The sequence below is a fragment of the Sphingomonas aliaeris genome (assembly GCF_016743815.1).
Lineage (GTDB): Bacteria > Pseudomonadota > Alphaproteobacteria > Sphingomonadales > Sphingomonadaceae > Sphingomonas > Sphingomonas aliaeris.
This window is the reverse complement of sequence record NZ_CP061035.1, coordinates 370,889-387,109: the sequence shown is the minus strand read 5'-3', so window position 1 is coordinate 387,109 and position 16,221 is coordinate 370,889. Positions and strand designations below refer to the sequence as shown.

General features: G+C 65.8%; 13 protein-coding genes and 1 pseudogene. 7 read left to right on the top strand and 7 right to left on the bottom strand.

Annotated elements, in window-relative coordinates:
• Positions 1 to 4: 4 nt before the first annotated feature.
• The 3 genes from H5J25_RS01665 to H5J25_RS01655 form a co-directional block, all read right to left on the bottom strand.
• Positions 5 to 1,999, bottom strand: a complete 1,995-nt coding sequence (locus H5J25_RS01665; RefSeq protein ID WP_202094090.1) for a TonB-dependent receptor — start codon at positions 1,997 to 1,999, stop codon at positions 5 to 7.
• Positions 2,000 to 2,222: 223 nt separating this feature from the next.
• Positions 2,223 to 3,623, bottom strand: a complete 1,401-nt coding sequence (locus H5J25_RS01660) for a porin (RefSeq protein WP_202094088.1) — start codon at positions 3,621 to 3,623, stop codon at positions 2,223 to 2,225.
• Between the two features lie 102 nt (positions 3,624 to 3,725).
• Positions 3,726 to 4,694 carry a PQQ-dependent catabolism-associated beta-propeller protein gene (locus H5J25_RS01655; RefSeq protein ID WP_202094086.1) on the bottom strand — a complete coding sequence of 323 codons (969 nt, stop codon included), beginning with the start codon at positions 4,692 to 4,694 and terminating at the stop codon, positions 3,726 to 3,728.
• A gap of 134 nt (positions 4,695 to 4,828) precedes the next feature.
• Between H5J25_RS01655 and pedF the strand changes: the two genes are divergently transcribed.
• The 4 genes from pedF (at position 4,829) to H5J25_RS01635 (ending at position 8,980) form a co-directional block, all read left to right on the top strand.
• Positions 4,829 to 5,275: a cytochrome c-550 PedF gene (gene pedF, locus H5J25_RS01650; RefSeq protein ID WP_202094084.1), complete on the top strand. Its 447-nt coding sequence runs from the start codon at positions 4,829 to 4,831 to the stop codon at positions 5,273 to 5,275.
• Positions 5,272 to 6,123 carry a substrate-binding periplasmic protein gene (locus H5J25_RS01645; protein WP_202094076.1) on the top strand — a complete coding sequence of 284 codons (852 nt, stop codon included), beginning with the start codon at positions 5,272 to 5,274 and terminating at the stop codon, positions 6,121 to 6,123. Before pedF ends, H5J25_RS01645 begins: the two co-directional genes overlap by 4 nt.
• Before the next feature lie 335 nt (positions 6,124 to 6,458).
• Positions 6,459 to 8,216, top strand: a complete 1,758-nt coding sequence (locus H5J25_RS01640; protein WP_202095899.1) for a methanol/ethanol family PQQ-dependent dehydrogenase — start codon at positions 6,459 to 6,461, stop codon at positions 8,214 to 8,216.
• A 71-nt stretch (positions 8,217 to 8,287) separates the two neighbouring features.
• Positions 8,288 to 8,980, top strand: a complete 693-nt coding sequence (locus H5J25_RS01635) for a response regulator (protein WP_263973968.1) — start codon at positions 8,288 to 8,290, stop codon at positions 8,978 to 8,980.
• 132 nt (positions 8,981 to 9,112) lie between these two features.
• Here H5J25_RS01635 and H5J25_RS01630 read toward each other — a convergent pair whose 3' ends face one another.
• The 4 genes from H5J25_RS01630 to adh all read right to left on the bottom strand — a co-directional run bounded on the left by H5J25_RS01630 (position 9,113) and on the right by adh (position 14,678).
• A complete protein-coding gene (locus H5J25_RS01630; RefSeq protein ID WP_202094074.1) occupies positions 9,113 to 11,353 on the bottom strand; it encodes a hybrid sensor histidine kinase/response regulator in 2,241 nt (746 codons plus the stop codon).
• Entirely contained in the window at positions 11,353 to 12,498 is a 1,146-nt protein-coding gene (locus H5J25_RS01625; protein ID WP_202095897.1) for an FIST N-terminal domain-containing protein, read from the bottom strand. Before H5J25_RS01625 ends, H5J25_RS01630 begins: the two co-directional genes overlap by 1 nt.
• A 59-nt stretch (positions 12,499 to 12,557) precedes the next feature.
• A complete protein-coding gene (locus H5J25_RS01620; RefSeq protein ID WP_202094068.1) occupies positions 12,558 to 12,959 on the bottom strand; it encodes a DUF779 domain-containing protein in 402 nt (133 codons plus the stop codon).
• Between the two features lie 198 nt (positions 12,960 to 13,157).
• Positions 13,158 to 14,678, bottom strand: coding sequence for an aldehyde dehydrogenase (gene adh / locus H5J25_RS01615; protein ID WP_202094067.1), 1,521 nt, complete (start codon positions 14,676 to 14,678; stop codon positions 13,158 to 13,160).
• A gap of 180 nt (positions 14,679 to 14,858) precedes the next feature.
• On the opposite strand from adh, the gene H5J25_RS01610 reads away from it, so the two are divergent.
• The 3 genes and pseudogenes from H5J25_RS01610 to H5J25_RS20435 form a co-directional block, all read left to right on the top strand.
• Entirely contained in the window at positions 14,859 to 15,296 is a 438-nt protein-coding gene (locus H5J25_RS01610) for a pseudoazurin (RefSeq protein ID WP_202094066.1), read from the top strand.
• A 1-nt stretch (position 15,297) separates the two neighbouring features.
• Positions 15,298 to 15,597 (top strand): EthD family reductase, encoded by a 300-nt coding sequence (locus tag H5J25_RS01605; protein ID WP_202094064.1) that lies wholly within the window; start codon positions 15,298 to 15,300, stop codon positions 15,595 to 15,597.
• A 140-nt stretch (positions 15,598 to 15,737) separates the two neighbouring features.
• A pseudogene (locus H5J25_RS20435) lies at positions 15,738 to 16,145 on the top strand (TonB-dependent receptor); the annotation flags it as partial.
• Positions 16,146 to 16,221: the final 76 nt, after the last annotated feature.

Sequence of the window (16,221 nt, the reverse complement as noted above, 5' to 3'; positions counted from 1 at the left end):
CCCTTCAGTTCAATCGCACGCCGATCCACAGCCGGCGCGGCGTGCCGAGGTCGATCGACCCGGCCTGGTTGCGCGTCACCACCTTCTCGTCGAACACGTTCTCCGCGCGCCCGACGATCGCGACGTGCGCGCCGAGCGGCACGCTGGCCACTGCATCGAGCGTCAGCGCGTCGGGCAATACGTCCTTTTCGAGATCGTCCTCGAACTGCCTGCCGACATAGCGCAACGTGCCCGACAGCGACCAGCGTGGCGCCGGGGCCCAGCCGAGCGTCGCGCTGGCGGCATGGCGCGGGCTTTGCGAGGGCGTGAAACCGTTCAGCGCACCGGCGTCGCGCACGGTCGAGTGGCTGTAGGCGTAGCTGGCGTTGAGCGAGACTGTCCCGAGCATCGCGTCGGCGGTGAACTCCACGCCCTTGGCGATCACCGCCTCGACGTTGCGGCGCTGGCGTACGTTGGTGGCGATCGTGACGTTGGCGATCGCGTCGTTCAGCCGGTTGTAGAACGCGGTCAGCCCGAGCGTCACGCCAGGGACCGGGCGGACGTCCAGCCCCGCCTCGACGCCGCGCAGTTTTTCGAGCCCGAGCGCGGCGTTGGCCTGCGTCGTCACCGGGAAGACGACGAACGGGCGGTACAGTTCGTTGAGCGTCGGCAGGCGGAAGCCGGTATAGCCTGCCGCACGCAGCGCGATCGCGTTCGATGCCTTGAAGAGCAGTCCGGCGCGGCCGGTTGCCTCGGTGCCCTTGCGATCGGCGTACCGCAAATTGCTGGTCAGGTTGCCGACAGGATTGGCCTCGCGGAAGAAACCGTCGGTGATCGTCCAGCGATCGACGCGCCCGCCGCCGGTCAGCACGAGGCGGCCGATCGTCCAGTCGTCCTCGACGAACAGCCCGGTGGTGCTGGTGCGCCCGCCGGCGTTGCGACGCGTGGTGACGAGGCGGGTCACGGTGCTGTACGCGTCCTCGAACAGTTCGCCATCGCCGACCCGCGTGTCGAGCCCGATGCGCAGCACGTGGTCTGCGCCGACCGGCGGGCGGAGCTCGATCTTGCCGCCGATGCCGGTGCTCGGCGTATTGCGCTGGTCGAGCGTCAGGCGGAAATTGGTCGCGCTGATCACTTTGTTGCCGAAATTGCGCGCCTGGATATAGGCGAGCGCATCGACCTTCCACGCGCCGCGGTGGACGAGGCGGATGCTCGCGTCCTGCCCTTCGGAATAACTGTCGGCGCCGTCGAAGCGCAGCGTGCGGTTGTCGCCATAGACGAGGCCGCGAAACTGGACTTCCGTCTCCGAGTCGATCGGCGCGACGGCGCGCAAGCTGCCCGACCAGTCGCGATAGCGCGCGCGGGCCGTAGCCGCGACGCGCTGGTTGACGGGGGTGGTGAAGAAACCGTCGCCGCGTTCGAACCGGCCGGACAGCGTGGCATAGCCGCCGCCCAGATCGGGCGAGATCGCCCCCTGGACGCTCATCGCGTCGTCGCTGCCGTAGAACGCGCTGCCCGAGACGCGCGGCAGATCGGCGCGCGTCGCGCTGACCAGCTCGATCGCACCGGCCACCGCGCCCGCCCCGAACGGCCCCGCCCCGCCGCCGCGCGTGATGCGCACGCCCGACAGGCGGTCGCCCGACAGCGCGGTGAACGGGATGTAGCCGAAGAACGGATCGGCGAGCGGCACGCCGTCGAGAAGTACGAGCGCGCGGCTCGACGCGTTCCCGCCCAGTGCGCGGAGCGTCACGCCCTGCGCGGATGGATTGGCCGAGCGGCTGTCCGAGCGGCGGAACTGCTGGAAGCCGGCAACGTCCTTCAGCACATTCTCGACGCGGTCGGACGCCTCGTTGATCAGCCGTGTGCGATCGATCAAGGACGAGCCATAAGCGGGCGTGCCGGGCGGGAGCGGCAGGCCGGCACCGAGGACGACGATGTCGGGCTGCAGGTCGGGCGCGGTCTGCGCGAAGGCCGTCGCCGGGAGCAGTGGCGCGAGAATGTAAAGGCAGTAACGACGCATTAAGGGCACCTTGGAAAGTCTGTCATGAAAAGGGGGCGGACCGTGTCGGCCCGCCCCTAGCGCGTCGTCGTCGGAGTTTCGAGTTGGACCTGATTGAAATTTACGGTCGACCCACAATCGTCTGACCTTGTCATCCTGTCCGTCACCCCGGGCAGGTTCCGGGTGATGATGGTCGCGGGGTGGACGACGCGACCTGAGCAGCGTCCACCCCGCGACCAAGCCCCTAGAAGAACAGAATCGCGCCGGCCGCCAGCGTGTTCGACGACGCCTCGTTGATGCCATGCGCCTCCGACTTGGTGTGCGTGTATTCGCCGATCAGCGTCACCCACGAGGTCAGGCCGTAGCGCAGCTGCCCGACATAGGAGCTGTTCTTGTCGACCAGCGTCGGATTGATCTCGCCGCGCGCGAGATCGAGGTTGCTCTCGCCGTAGCTGAGGCCGGCGGTCAGCTTGCCGACCGTGTAGGTGCCCTGCAGATAGAAGCCGTCGCTGTCGCGGCGGCGGCCGTTCGCCGCGCTCGAGAGCAGGAACAGGCCGATCGTGCCCAGACCCGATCCGTTATAGTAATAACCGAGGAGGCCCGCGCCGCCATAGGTCAGCTTGGCGCCGACGTCGAAGCCGTTGCCGGTATAGCTCGGGCTGGCGCCGATCCCGTCATGCTTCTGCGTGATTCCCGCCGCCCATAGATGACCGGAGAAATCGTCCGCCTTGAAGTCGTAGGTCAGCTTAGCCTGGAAGCCGGGCGAGCTGTTCAGTTCGGTATTGCCGATCGTCAGCAGCGGCTGGAAAACGCCGACCGACGCCTGGAACCCGCCGAATTTGGGCGTGGTATAGGTGATCTGCGGCTGGAAATCGGTGTAGATATAGCCCGACCCGATCCGCCCGAGCGAGGTGTTCGACGGCCCCGCATTGTTGCCGCTCGACCCGACCGACAGCAACGTGATGTCGTTGAGGATCGCGTCCGACCCGAACAGGCCGATGTCGCGCCCGATCTTGACCGTGCCGAACGACGGCTTGCCGAACGTCAGGTATGTCTGGCGGGCATCGATGCCCGATGTGGCCAGCGCCTGCGGCGTGCCGGCGGAGTTCGCGCCGCCGACGTTCGAGACGCTGTTGATGCCGGGATAGAAGCCGAAATGCGCCGCGACGTCCCAGCCGCCCTGGTTGGTCGAGACGTCGATCCCGAAGATGCCCGGCAGCAGGCCGTTGCGGATCGACGAGGTGCTGCGCCCGCCGACATTGGCGATGCCGCCCGCGACCGTCGTGTTGGTGCGCGACCGATCCGGCGAGTCATGGACGTAGAAGCCGTTGACCGAGCCCGAGAACTTTACGGTCACGCCGCCGAATTCCATGCCGACGCCGCTGTCGGTCATCTTCACCGAACGCTTCTCGTCGAGCTGAGCCTGCGCCGCAGCCTGCGGTGCCTGCGGTGCGCTGGTCGCGACCTCGGCTGGTTGCGCCGACTTGCGGCTGACCAGTTCGGTATATTCCTCGTCGGTGAGGATTCCCTTTTCCTTAAGCCGCAGCAGCAACGCGCTGGTCGCGTCGTCCTGCGCGAAGGCCGGCGTCGCCGCCGCCAGCATCGCCATGGCGCAAGCCGCGCCCAAGAACTTCGTGCCCCTCATGTCTTCCCTCCCTGATGTCGGCGAGCGTTCTCGCGGTGCCGATCTGCACGCTACGCTGGGGCTGGGAGCGTTCTCAGGAAATTGGACTAAAGTGCGTTGGACCTAGGGTCGGATCGCGACCCCCCAAGGCGCGCGCCCTGCGGGAATGGTGGCGACGACCTTGGGAGAGGCGATATCGACCACCGAGACATTGTCCGAAAGTCCATTGGCCGTGAACACGCGAGTACCCTCCCCACTACCGCCTGTTCCGATCCCGACGTGCCAGACGCGCCGCCCGACGGGGACGTAGGACAGCACCTTCGCGCTCGCGACATCGACGATCGCGATATGATCCGCGCGGCCGAGCGCGACCACTGCGAGCTTCTGGTCCGGCGTGAAGCGGATGCCGACCGGCAGCACCTTGTCCTGGAACACGTTGTCGATCTTGAACTCGATCGTCTTCACGATCTTGTGCGTCGCCGTGTCGATGATCGCGACGTTGCCGCCGATCTCGGAACTCGCCCACAGGAACCTGCCGTCGCGGGTGAACTCGACGTGACGCGGACGATCGCCGACCGGCGTTTCGGCGATCACCTTCTTCGAGGCGATATCGACCCAGTCGATCGCGCTGTCGGTCTCCGAGGTCGATACCGCCGTCTTTCCGTCGGGACTGACCGCAACGCCTTCCGGTTCTTCGCCGACGGGCACTTGGAATAGCACCGCGCGGGTGGCGATGTCGATCGCGGTCAAGATGTTGTCGCGCTCGTTGGTCGCGAACAGGGTCTTGCCGTCGGGCGACAGGCCGATCTGCTCAGGGTCCTCGCCCGAGGGCAGGTCGGCGACGACCTTGCCGGTCGCGGTGTCGATCACCTGCACGGCATTGTCGTCGCTCGCGCAGAGATAGAGGAACTTCCCGTCGTTCGATATCTGGATGCCGCGTGCACGCCGCCCGACCGGCCAGGTCGCGGTGACGGCGAGCGTCGCGCCGTCGATCACGGTGATGCTGTTGCCCTTCTCGTTCGAGACGTAGATCGTCTCGGCCTGCGCTGCGGCGGGGATCAACAGGGCGAGCGGGAGCAGGATTCTAAGCATGGACTGATCGTATCTGAAACCTGCCCGCGCGCATGCAATACCTAAGTGCAATAGGGTGGTACCGGGCAGCCCCATAGAAAGAGCATCGAAAAAATCCGCAGTTTAGTGAATGCGGGCATGGAGAGTCGTCGCGCATGAAAAAGCCCCGTTCCTCGACCCTTGCGCTGATTGTCGCAAGCGGCATCGCCACCGCCGCGATCACCGGCAACCTGCTCGCGCACGGCAACGTCCTGCCGCAGCCGGTCGACACCACCGCATTGCCGGCGATCGGCGATGCGTGGTTGACCAAGAACCCGTTCCGCGCCGATCCCAAGGTCTATGCCGCCGCGCAGAAGATCGGTGAAAGCGCTTATGGCCAGAATTGCGCGCGCTGCCACGGGCTTGAGGCGATCTCGGGCGGGATCGCGCCCGACCTGCGGTATCTCGATGCGGGCGAGGCGGGCGACGAATGGTTCATGGACCGCTTCCAGCACGGCGCGGCGCGCGACGGGAAGGTCTACATGCCACCGATGGGGGATATTCTGGGGCAGAAGGCCGGCTGGGCGATCCGCTCCTGGCTTGATTCGAAGCACCAGGAATGAGCTTCACGCGTCGTAACGTGCTCGCCGGCATCGGCGCGGCGATCGCCCTGCCCGCCATCCCGCTTCGCGCCGCGTCGCTGGACAAGGTAAAGGCGGCGGGCGTGCTGCACGTCGGCGTGTACCGCGATTTCGAGCCTTGGGCATGGATGGACGGCGACACGCCGCGCGGGATCGACGTCGAACTGGGCCAGGCATTGGCCGCGAAAATCGGCGTTAAGGCGCAAATCCGCGACTATCTCGCTGGCGAGGACGTGGACGAAGATATGCGCATCATCGTGTGGAAGGGGCCGGCTACCGGCGGGCAACTTAGCGACGTGATGATGCACGTGCCGTACGACCGCGCGTTCGCGCTGCGCAACGAAGAGGTCGTGATCGTCGCGCCTTATTACCGCGAAGGCTTCGCGCTGGCATGCGGCAAGGAGGTCGATTGCGAACTACCGCCGCCGCAATTCAAGGGGCGCAAACTGGTCGCGGAACTCGATTCAATCCCCGATTTCTACCTCAGCGGATCGTTCGGCGGCGTGCTGCGCGGCGACGTGCAGCATGTGCCGAGCGGCATGGCGGCTTTGGGTCAGGTCCGCGACGGCAAGAGCGATGTCGCGATGGCGACGCGTGCGCAGGTCGAACATGCGATGGTCGGCGTCGATCCCGATGCGATGCGCGCCCGCAAAGGGCCGCTGCCGGCACTGACCAGCCCCGGCTGGGACATCGCGCTGGCGGTCAAAGACAATAGCCGCGATCTTGGCGACACGCTCGAGAGCGTGATGGGCGATCTGAAGAAGGACGGCACGGTCGCGGCGATCCTGAAAAAATACGGCGTCGCGCCGCGCGATCCGATCGCGTCCTGATCACTAACCCGTTCGTGTTGAGCAGGGACTGAGTAGCCGCAGGCGTATCGAAGGCCTGTATCGAAGCACCGTTGGCGCGCGCTAAGAGGTCCTTCGATACGCGTCTTCGACAAGCTCAGCCGCTACTCAGGACGAACGGTTTTCAGCGGGTCGATGCATTCCGATCCTGAGAATGGTCCCAAGGTCCAATTGGCGGGCCGGCCCCGCCTGATACTCTTGTACACGAGCGCGCCGCACGGGACGCGCAAAGCACCGATAACGGTCGTGAAAATCTAGGGGAGAAGACGATGAAACTGTTCCTGCGAAATGCCTCGATGCTGGCGCTCGGCAGCGCGATGTTCGCCGCGCCGCTGCTAGCCGCCGACGAGACGGCACCCGCCGCCGCGCCGGTCGCCGCCCCTGCCCCCGTGGCGGCTGCCGCCGGGGCCGGCCCGACCGACGCCGATCTGATGAACGACGAGAAGACGCCCGAGAACGTGCTGACGTACGGCATGGGCCCGCGCGCGCAGCGCTTCAGCACGATCACGCAGATCAACAGCTCGAACGTCGGCCGCATGGTCCCCGCCTTCACCGCATCCTTGGGCGGCGAGAAGCAGCGCGGCCAGGAATCGCAGCCGCTCGTCTACGACGGCACGATCTACGTCACCGGCTCGTACAGCCGCCTGTTCGCCTTCGACGCGAAGACCGGCGAGGAAAAGTGGCAGTATGACGCGCGTCTGCCCGATGCGATCGTGCCGTGCTGCGACGTCGTCAATCGCGGTGCCGCGATCTACGGCGACAAGATCATCTTCGGCACGCTCGATGCGCGCCTCGTCGCGCTCAACCGCAACACCGGCAAGGTGATCTGGAACAAGCAGATCGCCGACTACAAGGCGGGCTACAGCTTCACCGCCGCGCCGATGATCGTGAAGGGCAAGGTGATCGTCGGCAATTCGGGCGGCGAATTCGGCGCGGTCGGCGAGGTGCAGGCGCGCGACGTCAACACCGGCGAGCTGATCTGGTCGCGCCCGACGATCGAGGGCCATATGGGCATGATGAACGGCCAGCCCAACGGCATCACCGGCAAGACCAACGCGACCTGGCAGGGCGACCAGTGGAAGACCGGCGGCGGTGCGACCTGGCTGGGCGGTACATACGATCCCGACACCAACCTGATCTTCATGGGCACGGGCAACCCCGCGCCGTGGAACAGCCACCTGCGCCCCGGCGACAACCTCTACACCGCCTCGACGCTCGGCATCGATCCCGACTCGGGTCAAGTGAAATGGGCCTATCAGACGACCCCGCACGACGGCTGGGACTTTGACGGCGTCAACGAACTGATCCCGTTCGATGCGATGCGTGGCGGGAAGATGATGAAGCTCGGCGCCAAGGCCGATCGCAACGGCTATTTCTTCATCATCGACCGCACCAACGGCAAGCTGCAGCAGGCGACGCCCTTCGTTTCCAAGATCACCTGGGCGAACGGCTTCAACCTGAAGACCGGCCGGCCGAACTATGTCGACGCCAACCGTCCGGGCGCACCGACCGCGGAGAAGGGCACGACCGTGTTCTCGGCCCCCGCGTTCCTTGGCGCGAAGAACTGGATGCCGATGTCCTACAGCCAGCAGACGGGCATGTTCTACGTGCCGTCGAACGAATGGGGCATGGACATCTGGAACGAGCCGATCGCCTACAAGAAGGGCGCGGCGTATCTGGGTGCCGGCTTCACGATCAAGCCGCTGTACGACGACCATATCGGCGTGCTCCGCGCGATCGATCCGGCGACGGGCAAGATCGCCTGGGAATACAAGAACAAGGCACCGCTCTGGGGCGGCGTGCTGAGCACCGCAGGCAACCTCGTCTTCACCGGAACGCCCGAGGGCTATCTCAAGGCGTTCGACGCCAAGAGCGGCAAGGAACTGTGGAAGTTCAATACCGGATCGGGCGTGGTGGGCTCGCCCGTCACCTGGACCGATGACGGCGAGCAGTATGTCGCGGTGATGTCGGGCTGGGGCGGCGCGGTGCCGCTGTGGGGCGGCGAAGTCGCCAAGGCGGTTCAGCATATCAACCAGGGCGGCGCTCTCTGGGTGTTCAAGCTGCCGAAATCGTGACGGCAGCCGGCGTCGCGAAGCAGTCGGGGGTGGCGCAAGCCGCCCCCGACGTTCATGCGCGGCGTATCGGGATACGCACGCCCGATCGGAACGGGGGCGAGCGCAACAAAGAGGGTCGCGAATACGTGGAACGGGTGCTGATTGCCGACGATCATCCGATGGTGCGCGACGGGCTGCGTACGGTGATCGCGGTGGCGTTCGACCGCTGCGAATTGTTCGAGGCATCCTCGCTCGAGGAAGCGACTTCGGTGATCGAGCGCGAGGGCGATTTTGATCTCGTCCTGCTCGATCTCAACATGCCTGGCGCTACCGGCTTTTCCGGGCTGATCGAACTGCGCGAGCGGTTTCCGTCGGTACCGGTAGTGATCGTCTCCGCGGCGCAGGAACGCGGCCTAGCGCGCGCCGCGCTGGCCGCCGGCGCGGCGGGGTTCGTCCCCAAATCGCTCCGCCGCAGCGCGATCGTCGACGCGCTGAAGCAGGTTCTTGCCGGCAACATCTACGCGCCGGAAATCGAGGAAGGCGAGCTGGCCGCCAATGCCGAGGATACGGAGATCCTGCGCCGCATCGACTCGCTGACGCCGCAGCAGAAAGTCGTGCTGCGCCTGGTCGTGGCGGGGAAGCTCAACAAGCAGATCGCCTACGATCTCGACGTATCGATGACGACGGTGAAGGCGCACGTCTCCGCGATCCTGTCGAAGCTCAAGGTGTTCAGCCGCACGCAGGCGGTGATCCTCGTCAACAAGGTGAATTTCGGGGCGTCCTAACCTCGCGGTGTTACCGTCACCTTGGGACTGTTTCGGAGTCCACCAGGCAGCTTGCTCCACGATAGAGCATCTGACGACAAGTGTGCGGCACGGTAGACCCCGGAACAAGTACCAGGTGACGATCCGGCAAGCTCAATGCGTCAGCCGCGTCAGCAACGCGCGCAACTGCGCCGGCTTCACCGGCTTCTGCAGGACATGCAGCCCCCGCGCACTCAGCCGGTCGCGCAGTTCCGGCGTGCGATCTGCGGTGATCATGATCGCCGGAATATCCGCGTTGCAACTGGCACGTACCGCATCGATCGCCGCGTCGCCGGTCGCATCGTCGTCGAGATGATAGTCTGCGATCAGCACGGTCGGCCGTGCGATCGCAGCCTTGGCCACCGCCGCAGTGGCATCGCGTGCGCCGGCGACATTGCAGCCCCAGCCTCGCAGCAGCACCGCCATCCCCTCGAGGATCGCGGCTTCGTTGTCGATCACCAGGATCGCCTGCCCGTCGAGTTGCCCGCGTCGCACCGGGGCGATTGCCACTTCGGCAACCGTGCGCGGCTGACCCGGCGGAACGATCAGCGCAAACCGCGAGCCCTGCCCGATGCGCGATTCCAGTGTCATGCCGTGACCCAGCATGCGCGTCGCACGCTGCACGATCGCAAGGCCCAGGCCGATGCCGCGCCCGGTATCACCGATGCGGCGGAATTCCTCGAACACTTCGGCATGATGTTCCGGTGCGATGCCCATCCCGGTGTCGGTCACCGCGATCTCCAGCGCGCCGTCATGCAGCGTCACCGTCACCTCAATCGATCCGTGCGTCGTGTAGCGCAGCCCGTTCGAGATGAGGTTCTGCAGGATTCGCCGCAACAGCCGGGGGTCGGAGCGGACCCATTGCCCACTCTCCTCGATCTTCAGCACCAGCCCGCGCTCACGCGCGATCGGCAAGAATTCCGCCTTCATGCTGCGCAGCAATTCGTCCAGCGCGAAGTCGATCGGGTCGACCGTGATCGCACCGGCATCGAGCCGCGATATCTCGAGCAGCGCCTCGAGCAAATCCTCGACCGAGTCGAGTGCCGATCCGGTTTGTCGCACCAGCGCGCGCGTCGGCAGCGCCAGTCGGCGATCGCTCAGCGCCGCGACGAATAGCCGCGCGGCGTTCAACGGCTGCAACAGATCGTGGCTCGCCGCCGCCAGGAAGCGGGTCTTGGAAATGTTCGCCTGTTCGGCCGCGGTCTTGGCCTCGCGCAGTTCCGCCTCCACCGCCAGGCGTTCGGCATTCTCCTGGCTCAGCGCGCGATTGACCGCGTTGATGTCCGCGGTGCGCTCCTCGACACGGCGTTCCAGCGTCTCGTTGGTCTCCTTGAGCGAGCGCGCGGCGCGGATGCTCTCGGTGATGTCGCCGAAACTCATCACCATGCCCCCGCCCGGCATTGGCGCGCGGCGCACCTCGACCACCTTGCCGCCGGCATGATGTCGCCGCGATACGGTTTCCGGCGCGTCCTCGCCCAGCCAGTCGAGCGGGCGGTTCTCCTCCATCGGACCGTTGAGGTCGGTGCAGGCACGCACCAGCCCGTCATGCGTCGTGATATAGGAGATGCCGTCCGCTGGCAGCCCGATCACCGCGAGCAGCGGATCGTTCCACGCGACCAGCCGCCGCTCGGCATCGTACACGCATACGCCCTGCGGGATCGTGTCGAGCGTCGCCTGCAGGATCGCGCTCTTCTCGGCCAGCTCGCGCGTGCGCAGCCGGGCATCCTCGGCCTTCACCTCGGTGATGTCGGTATAGACGCCGACGATCCCGCCGTCGCTCGTCCGCAATTCGTTGATCTGGATCCAGCGTCCATCGGCCAGCGCATGGACGGTGCCGCCGCCCGCCACCATGCGCTGCGCCATCCGCTCCGACACCCAGCGATCGGGCGCGACCATCGCGCCTAGCGTCGTACCGTCCTTGCCGATCATCGCGGCGATCTCGGCGAAACTCACCCCCGGCACGATGCGGGCGGCGATGTTCGGCCACAGACCGAGATAGGTCTGGTTGCACAGCACCAGCCGGTCGTCCGCGTCGAAGATCGCGAAGCCTTCGTTGATGCTCTCGATCGCGTCGCGCAGCCTCAACTGCGCGTCGTCCGCCTGCTCCTTGGCGACGGCAAGCGCGGCGTTGCTTTGTGCAAGTTCGCCAAGCGTACGTTCGAGATCGGTGGTGCGCTCGCGCACCTTGCCCTCCAGGCTGATCGCGGTCTCGAACAGCGAAAAGGCATTCCCCTGGAGGTCGGTCGAGCGCTCGACCCGGTCCATCAGCGCGGTGTTGATCCGGCGGAGCTTGGCAACTTCGCGCTCGAGCTCGGTGATCCGGTCGCTGTCGTCGTTGGCGGCGCGCGTTGCCATCACTTCCCTATCGCCAGGCCGCTGAACGTCTGGTTGACGTGCAGCGCGTGGAATTGCTCGCCATAGGTGTTGAACCCTGTAACGCGTTGCTCGACGTACATTTGCGACACGCGCCGGGTGAGCTGGTGCTGCTCGACCTCGACCTTGTTGAGCACGCAATCGAAGCCGATGATGCGGTCGATCCCACCGACTTGGGCGTCGAGATCGGCGAACAGCGTCTCCAACCCCGCGACGATATCGCGCCCCTCGCCCAGCGTCAGCACGACGCCCTCGTCGATCGCACAATAAAAGGTCAGGCTGCCGTCCGCATTGGCGCTCTGGATCGAGCGCACATAATATTGACCGCCCGCGCGCACCATCGGCGGGCGCGACGAAAAGACGCCGATACCCAGTTGATCGACCGTCACCCCGGTCAACCGGGCATATTCCGCCGCAGCGGGCTCGGCGTTGATCTCGCTGACCACGCGGCCGACCGGATCGGCCCCGGTGATCACCATCTTGACCGTACCGGGCTGATAATGCTGCGATCGGAACACTTTCATCGGCCGGGTCGAGGAGAGGATCGCCACCAGGGCGGCATCGCGCCGGAACGCCCCGTCATGGAAAACGAACGTCTCCTTGAAATCGAGCCCGTCGCCCGAGGATCCGCCGATCAGCGGTATCTCGCCGAGCGCATCCTGCACCGTGACGGTCAGCATCTCCTCGCGGTGCGACAGGCCATCGACCAGAAAGATCGCCGCGCGGTGTAGCTGTTCGCCAAGCGCGCGCGAGGTCTCGCGCGCGGCGGCGACGAGCGCGCGGACCGAGCATTGCGCCTCGTCCTCGTCAAAATGATCGAGATCCTCGAAGCGCATCGCGTTCAGCGTGAAGTGGCTGGCCGGAAAGCCGATTGCGGTGATCGTGCCCTCGGCGATCCCCTCGGGCGTGATCTCGCCCGACGAGGTACAGCCGATCACCGTCAGCCCCTCGGTACAATCGGTGATCGCAGCGGCAAGGGCGTCGAGCCGGTAGCGGCTGGAGCAGAACAGCAGCACGCCGGCGAGCGTCGGCGGATCGAGTTCGCGGAACAGCGCGCGCGCCGCCTGCACCGGATCGTCGATGCTGGTCGAGGCGGTGCGGATCGCCGTTTCGTCGTCCTGGGTCATGCCCGGCATGATGTCATGCCGCGTGGCGTACGTCATCCCCGGCACCGACTCCGCCGTCATCACCCGCCGCGTGCCGGCTCGCCCGCGGCGTCGAGCGCATCGACCTCGGCATCGCTGAACACGCGGCTGCGGATGATGAAGCGCAGCCCTTCGGGACCCTCCAGCGAAAAGCCCGCGCCGCGACCGGGGACGACGTCGATCGTCACCTGCGTGTGCCGCCAATATTCGAACTGCGCCGCACCGATCCAGACGGGGACGCCGCTGCCATCCGCATTGGCGGCGATGCTCCCGAGCAGCACGTCCTGCCCGCCGACGCGGAACTCTCCCGCAGGATAGCACATCGGCGCGGAGCCGTCGCAACAGCCTCCGGACTGGTGGAACATCAACGGGCCATGTATCTCGGCGAGGCGCGCGATTAATGCGTCGGCGGCGGGAGTTGAGAGGATGCGGGCGGGGGTCATACAGCCGCCCCCCTCCGTTCGTTTCGAACGAAGTCGAGAAACGGGTCACGAACGCTGTCCTCGGTTTCTCGACTTCGCTCGAAACGAACGGAACTGGGGGCATAATCGCAATCCTAGTACCAAAAAATGCGGCGGACCCCGAGAGGCCCGCCGCGAAAGGGGCAGCGAGAAAGGGGGAGAGCTGCCCCCGGAGGAACGTCAGAAGAAGCCCAGCGCCTTGGGGCTGTAGCTCACCAGCAGATTCTTCGTCTGCTGATAATGATCCAGCATCATCTTGTGATTCTCGCGCCCGATGCCCGACTGCTTGTACCCGCCAAACGCCGCGTGCGCGGGGTAATGGTGATAGCAGTTGGTCCACACGCGCCCGGCCTGGATGCCGCGGCCCATGCGGTACGCGGTCGTGCCGTTGCGCGACCACACGCCCGCGCCAAGGCCGTACAGCGTGTCGTTCGCCAGCTCCAGCGCATGCGCCTCATCGCGGAACGTCGTCACCGCCAGCACCGGTCCGAAGATCTCCTCCTGGAACACGCGCATCTTGTTGTGGCCTTCGAGGATCGTCGGCTGGACGTAATAGCCGTCCGAGAATTCCCCGTCATGCTGCTTGCGCCCGCCGCCGGTCAGCACCTTGGCGCCTTCGTCGCGACCGATGTCGATGTACGACAGGATCTTCTCGAGCTGGTCGTTCGATGCCTGTGCGCCGATCATCGTGCCGGGATCGAGCGGGTTGCCCATGCTGATCGCCTCGACGCGCTTGATCGCGCGTTCGATGAACCGGTCGTAGATCGATTCGTGGATCAGCGCGCGGCTGGGACACGTGCAGATCTCGCCCTGGTTGAGCGCGAACATCGTGAAGCCTTCCAGCGCCTTGTCGAGGAAGTCGTCGTCCTGATCCATCACGTCGGCGAAGAAGATGTTAGGCGATTTGCCGCCCAGTTCCAGCGTAACCGGGATCAGGTTCTCGGTCGCATACTGCATAATCAGGCGGCCGGTGGTCGTCTCGCCGGTGAACGCGATCTTCGAGATGCGCTTGTTCTGCGCCAGCGGCTTGCCCGCCTCGACGCCGAAGCCGTTGACGACGTTGAGCACGCCCGGCGGCAGCAGGTCACCGATCACGTCCATCAGCACCATAATTGACATCGGCGTCTGCTCCGCCGGCTTCAGCACGATGCAATTGCCCGCAGCGAGCGCCGGCGCGAGCTTCCACACCGCCATCAGGATCGGGAAGTTCCACGGGATGATCTGCCCGACGACGCCCAAAGGCTCGTGGAAGTGATAGGCGACGGTGTCGTGGTCGATCTCCGACAGGCTGCCTTCCTGCGCGCGGATGCAGCCGGCGAAATAGCGGAAATGGTCGATCGCCAGCGGCAGATCAGCATGCGTCGTCTCGCGGATCGGCTTGCCGTTGTCGATCGTCTCGACGAGCGCGAGCAGGCTGAGCTTGCTTTCCATGCGGTCGGCGATCTTGTTCAGGATGATCGCACGCTCGGCTGGCGAGGTGCGACCCCAGGCGTCCTTCGCCTTGTGCGCGGCGTCCAGCGCCAACTCGATATCCTCGGACGTCCCGCGCGCGACCTGGCACACCGTCTTGCCGGTGACCGGCGAGGGATTGTCGAAATACTGGCCCTTGACCGGCGCTACCCAGTCGCCGCCGATATAATTGTCGTATTTGGAGCGCATCGCGATATCGCCCTTCAGCGCGTCCAGTGCCTGCTGCAGCATGCTCGTCTCTCCCGTTGTACCGCGCCGTTCCCTGGCGGGCGCATGAATTGCTGTCAGGATATGACGCCCGGCCAGGGCCACGCGCCATTGCACCATTGGCCAATTGCCCGGTCTTGCCGGAACGTCATGGTGCCGCGAGAAAATGGCCGGGTCTGCCGGTGCATCCCGTGGAGAGTTACAATGAAGCGTATCGCCGCCCTCGCCTTGACCCTGTCGGTCGTCATCGCCGCCCCCGCTGCGGCCAAGGACGTCATCGTCAAGATGAAGAATGCCGGCGCCGGCGGGGCGATGGTATTCGAACCAGCGTTCGTGAAGGCTGCGGTCGGCGATACGGTGCGCTTTGTGCCGACCGATCCCAGCCATAACGCCGAGACGATTTCCACGATGCTGCCCGCGGGCGTCGCACCGTCCAAGGGCGCGATGAACAAGGAATTCGTCCTGAAGCCGACCGTCGCGGGCGTGTATGGCGTCAAGTGCCAGCCGCATTATTCGATGGGCATGGTCGCTCTGGTGCAGGTCGGCAACGGCCCATCGGCCAATCTCGCCGCGGCAAAGGCGGTAAAGCTCGCGCCGTTCGCGGCCAAGCGCATGACCCCGCTGCTCGCGCAGGCGAAGTGACATGACGACCTTCGTGGTGACGTACCCGGTGCAGGACGGGGCCAAGTTCGACGCCGATTACTATGTCGCGACGCATATCCCGCTGGTGCGGGAGAAATGGTCGCGACACGGGCTGACGACGGCAACGGCGCTGATCCCGGATCAGCCCGAGCCGCCTTATGCCGCGGTCGCTGTTCTCGAATTCGCCGACGGTGCGGCACTCGATGCAGCGCTCGGATCGGCGGAGGCGGGCGAGGTGTTCGGCGACGTGCGGAACTTCACCGACCTCGCGCCGGTCGGGGTACGCTGCGAGGCGAAATGACCTAACTCTCCTCCCTGAAAGGGAGGGGGGATACCGACCCAAAGTCCTACCCTTTCTGAGACCCGTCTCAGGCTTCCCCGCCCACCCGCTGCTACACGCAGGCCCAAGGCTGCACGCAGCCACCAGACGGGGGAAACACCATGACCAAGATATCCTTGCGCGCCGGCATCGCCGCGACCGCATTCATCGCCGCGACAGCGCACGCGCAGGAAGCCCCTCAGCCCGATATCGTCGTCATCGCGCAGACCCCGCTCAGCGACGTCGGCGAAGGCGCACTCCCCTACCCCGCGCAGACCGCCAGCGACGAACAGATCGAGGCGGCGCATGCGACCGACCTGACCGACTATCTACGCCGCATGACCGGCGGCGTGTTCGTCAACGACGTGCAGAACAATCCCCTGCAGCCCGACATCAACTATCGCGGGTTCACCGCCTCGCCACTGCTCGGCACGCCGCAGGGGCTGTCGGTCTATGTCGACGGGGTGCGCGTCAACCAGCCGTTCGGCGACGTGGTCAGCTGGGATCTGATCCCGAAATCGGCGATCCGCTCGGTAAGCCTGGTGCCGGGCTCCAACCCGCTGTTCGGGCGCAACTCGCTAGGTGGCGCGCTGTCGGTGCGCACCA

Excerpts from the sequence above, each read along its gene's own strand:
- H5J25_RS01645 (WP_202094076.1), top strand. The coding sequence starts at position 5,272 with ATGAGCTTCACGCGTCGTAACGTGCTCGCCGGCATCGGCGCGGCGATC.
- H5J25_RS01620 (WP_202094068.1), bottom strand. The coding sequence starts at position 12,959 with ATGACCCCCGCCCGCATCCTCTCAACTCCCGCCGCCGACGCATTAATC.
- H5J25_RS01610 (WP_202094066.1), top strand. The coding sequence starts at position 14,859 with ATGAAGCGTATCGCCGCCCTCGCCTTGACCCTGTCGGTCGTCATCGCC.
- H5J25_RS01660 (WP_202094088.1), bottom strand. The coding sequence starts at position 3,623 with ATGAGGGGCACGAAGTTCTTGGGCGCGGCTTGCGCCATGGCGATGCTG.
- H5J25_RS01630 (WP_202094074.1), bottom strand. The coding sequence starts at position 11,353 with ATGGCAACGCGCGCCGCCAACGACGACAGCGACCGGATCACCGAGCTC.
- H5J25_RS01625 (WP_202095897.1), bottom strand. The coding sequence starts at position 12,498 with ATGACCCAGGACGACGAAACGGCGATCCGCACCGCCTCGACCAGCATC.
- H5J25_RS01640 (WP_202095899.1), top strand. The coding sequence starts at position 6,459 with ATGTTCGCCGCGCCGCTGCTAGCCGCCGACGAGACGGCACCCGCCGCC.
- H5J25_RS01655 (WP_202094086.1), bottom strand. The coding sequence starts at position 4,694 with ATGCTTAGAATCCTGCTCCCGCTCGCCCTGTTGATCCCCGCCGCAGCG.
- pedF (WP_202094084.1), top strand. The coding sequence starts at position 4,829 with ATGAAAAAGCCCCGTTCCTCGACCCTTGCGCTGATTGTCGCAAGCGGC.
- H5J25_RS01665 (WP_202094090.1), bottom strand. The coding sequence starts at position 1,999 with ATGCGTCGTTACTGCCTTTACATTCTCGCGCCACTGCTCCCGGCGACG.
- adh (WP_202094067.1), bottom strand. The coding sequence starts at position 14,678 with ATGCTGCAGCAGGCACTGGACGCGCTGAAGGGCGATATCGCGATGCGC.
- H5J25_RS01605 (WP_202094064.1), top strand. The coding sequence starts at position 15,298 with ATGACGACCTTCGTGGTGACGTACCCGGTGCAGGACGGGGCCAAGTTC.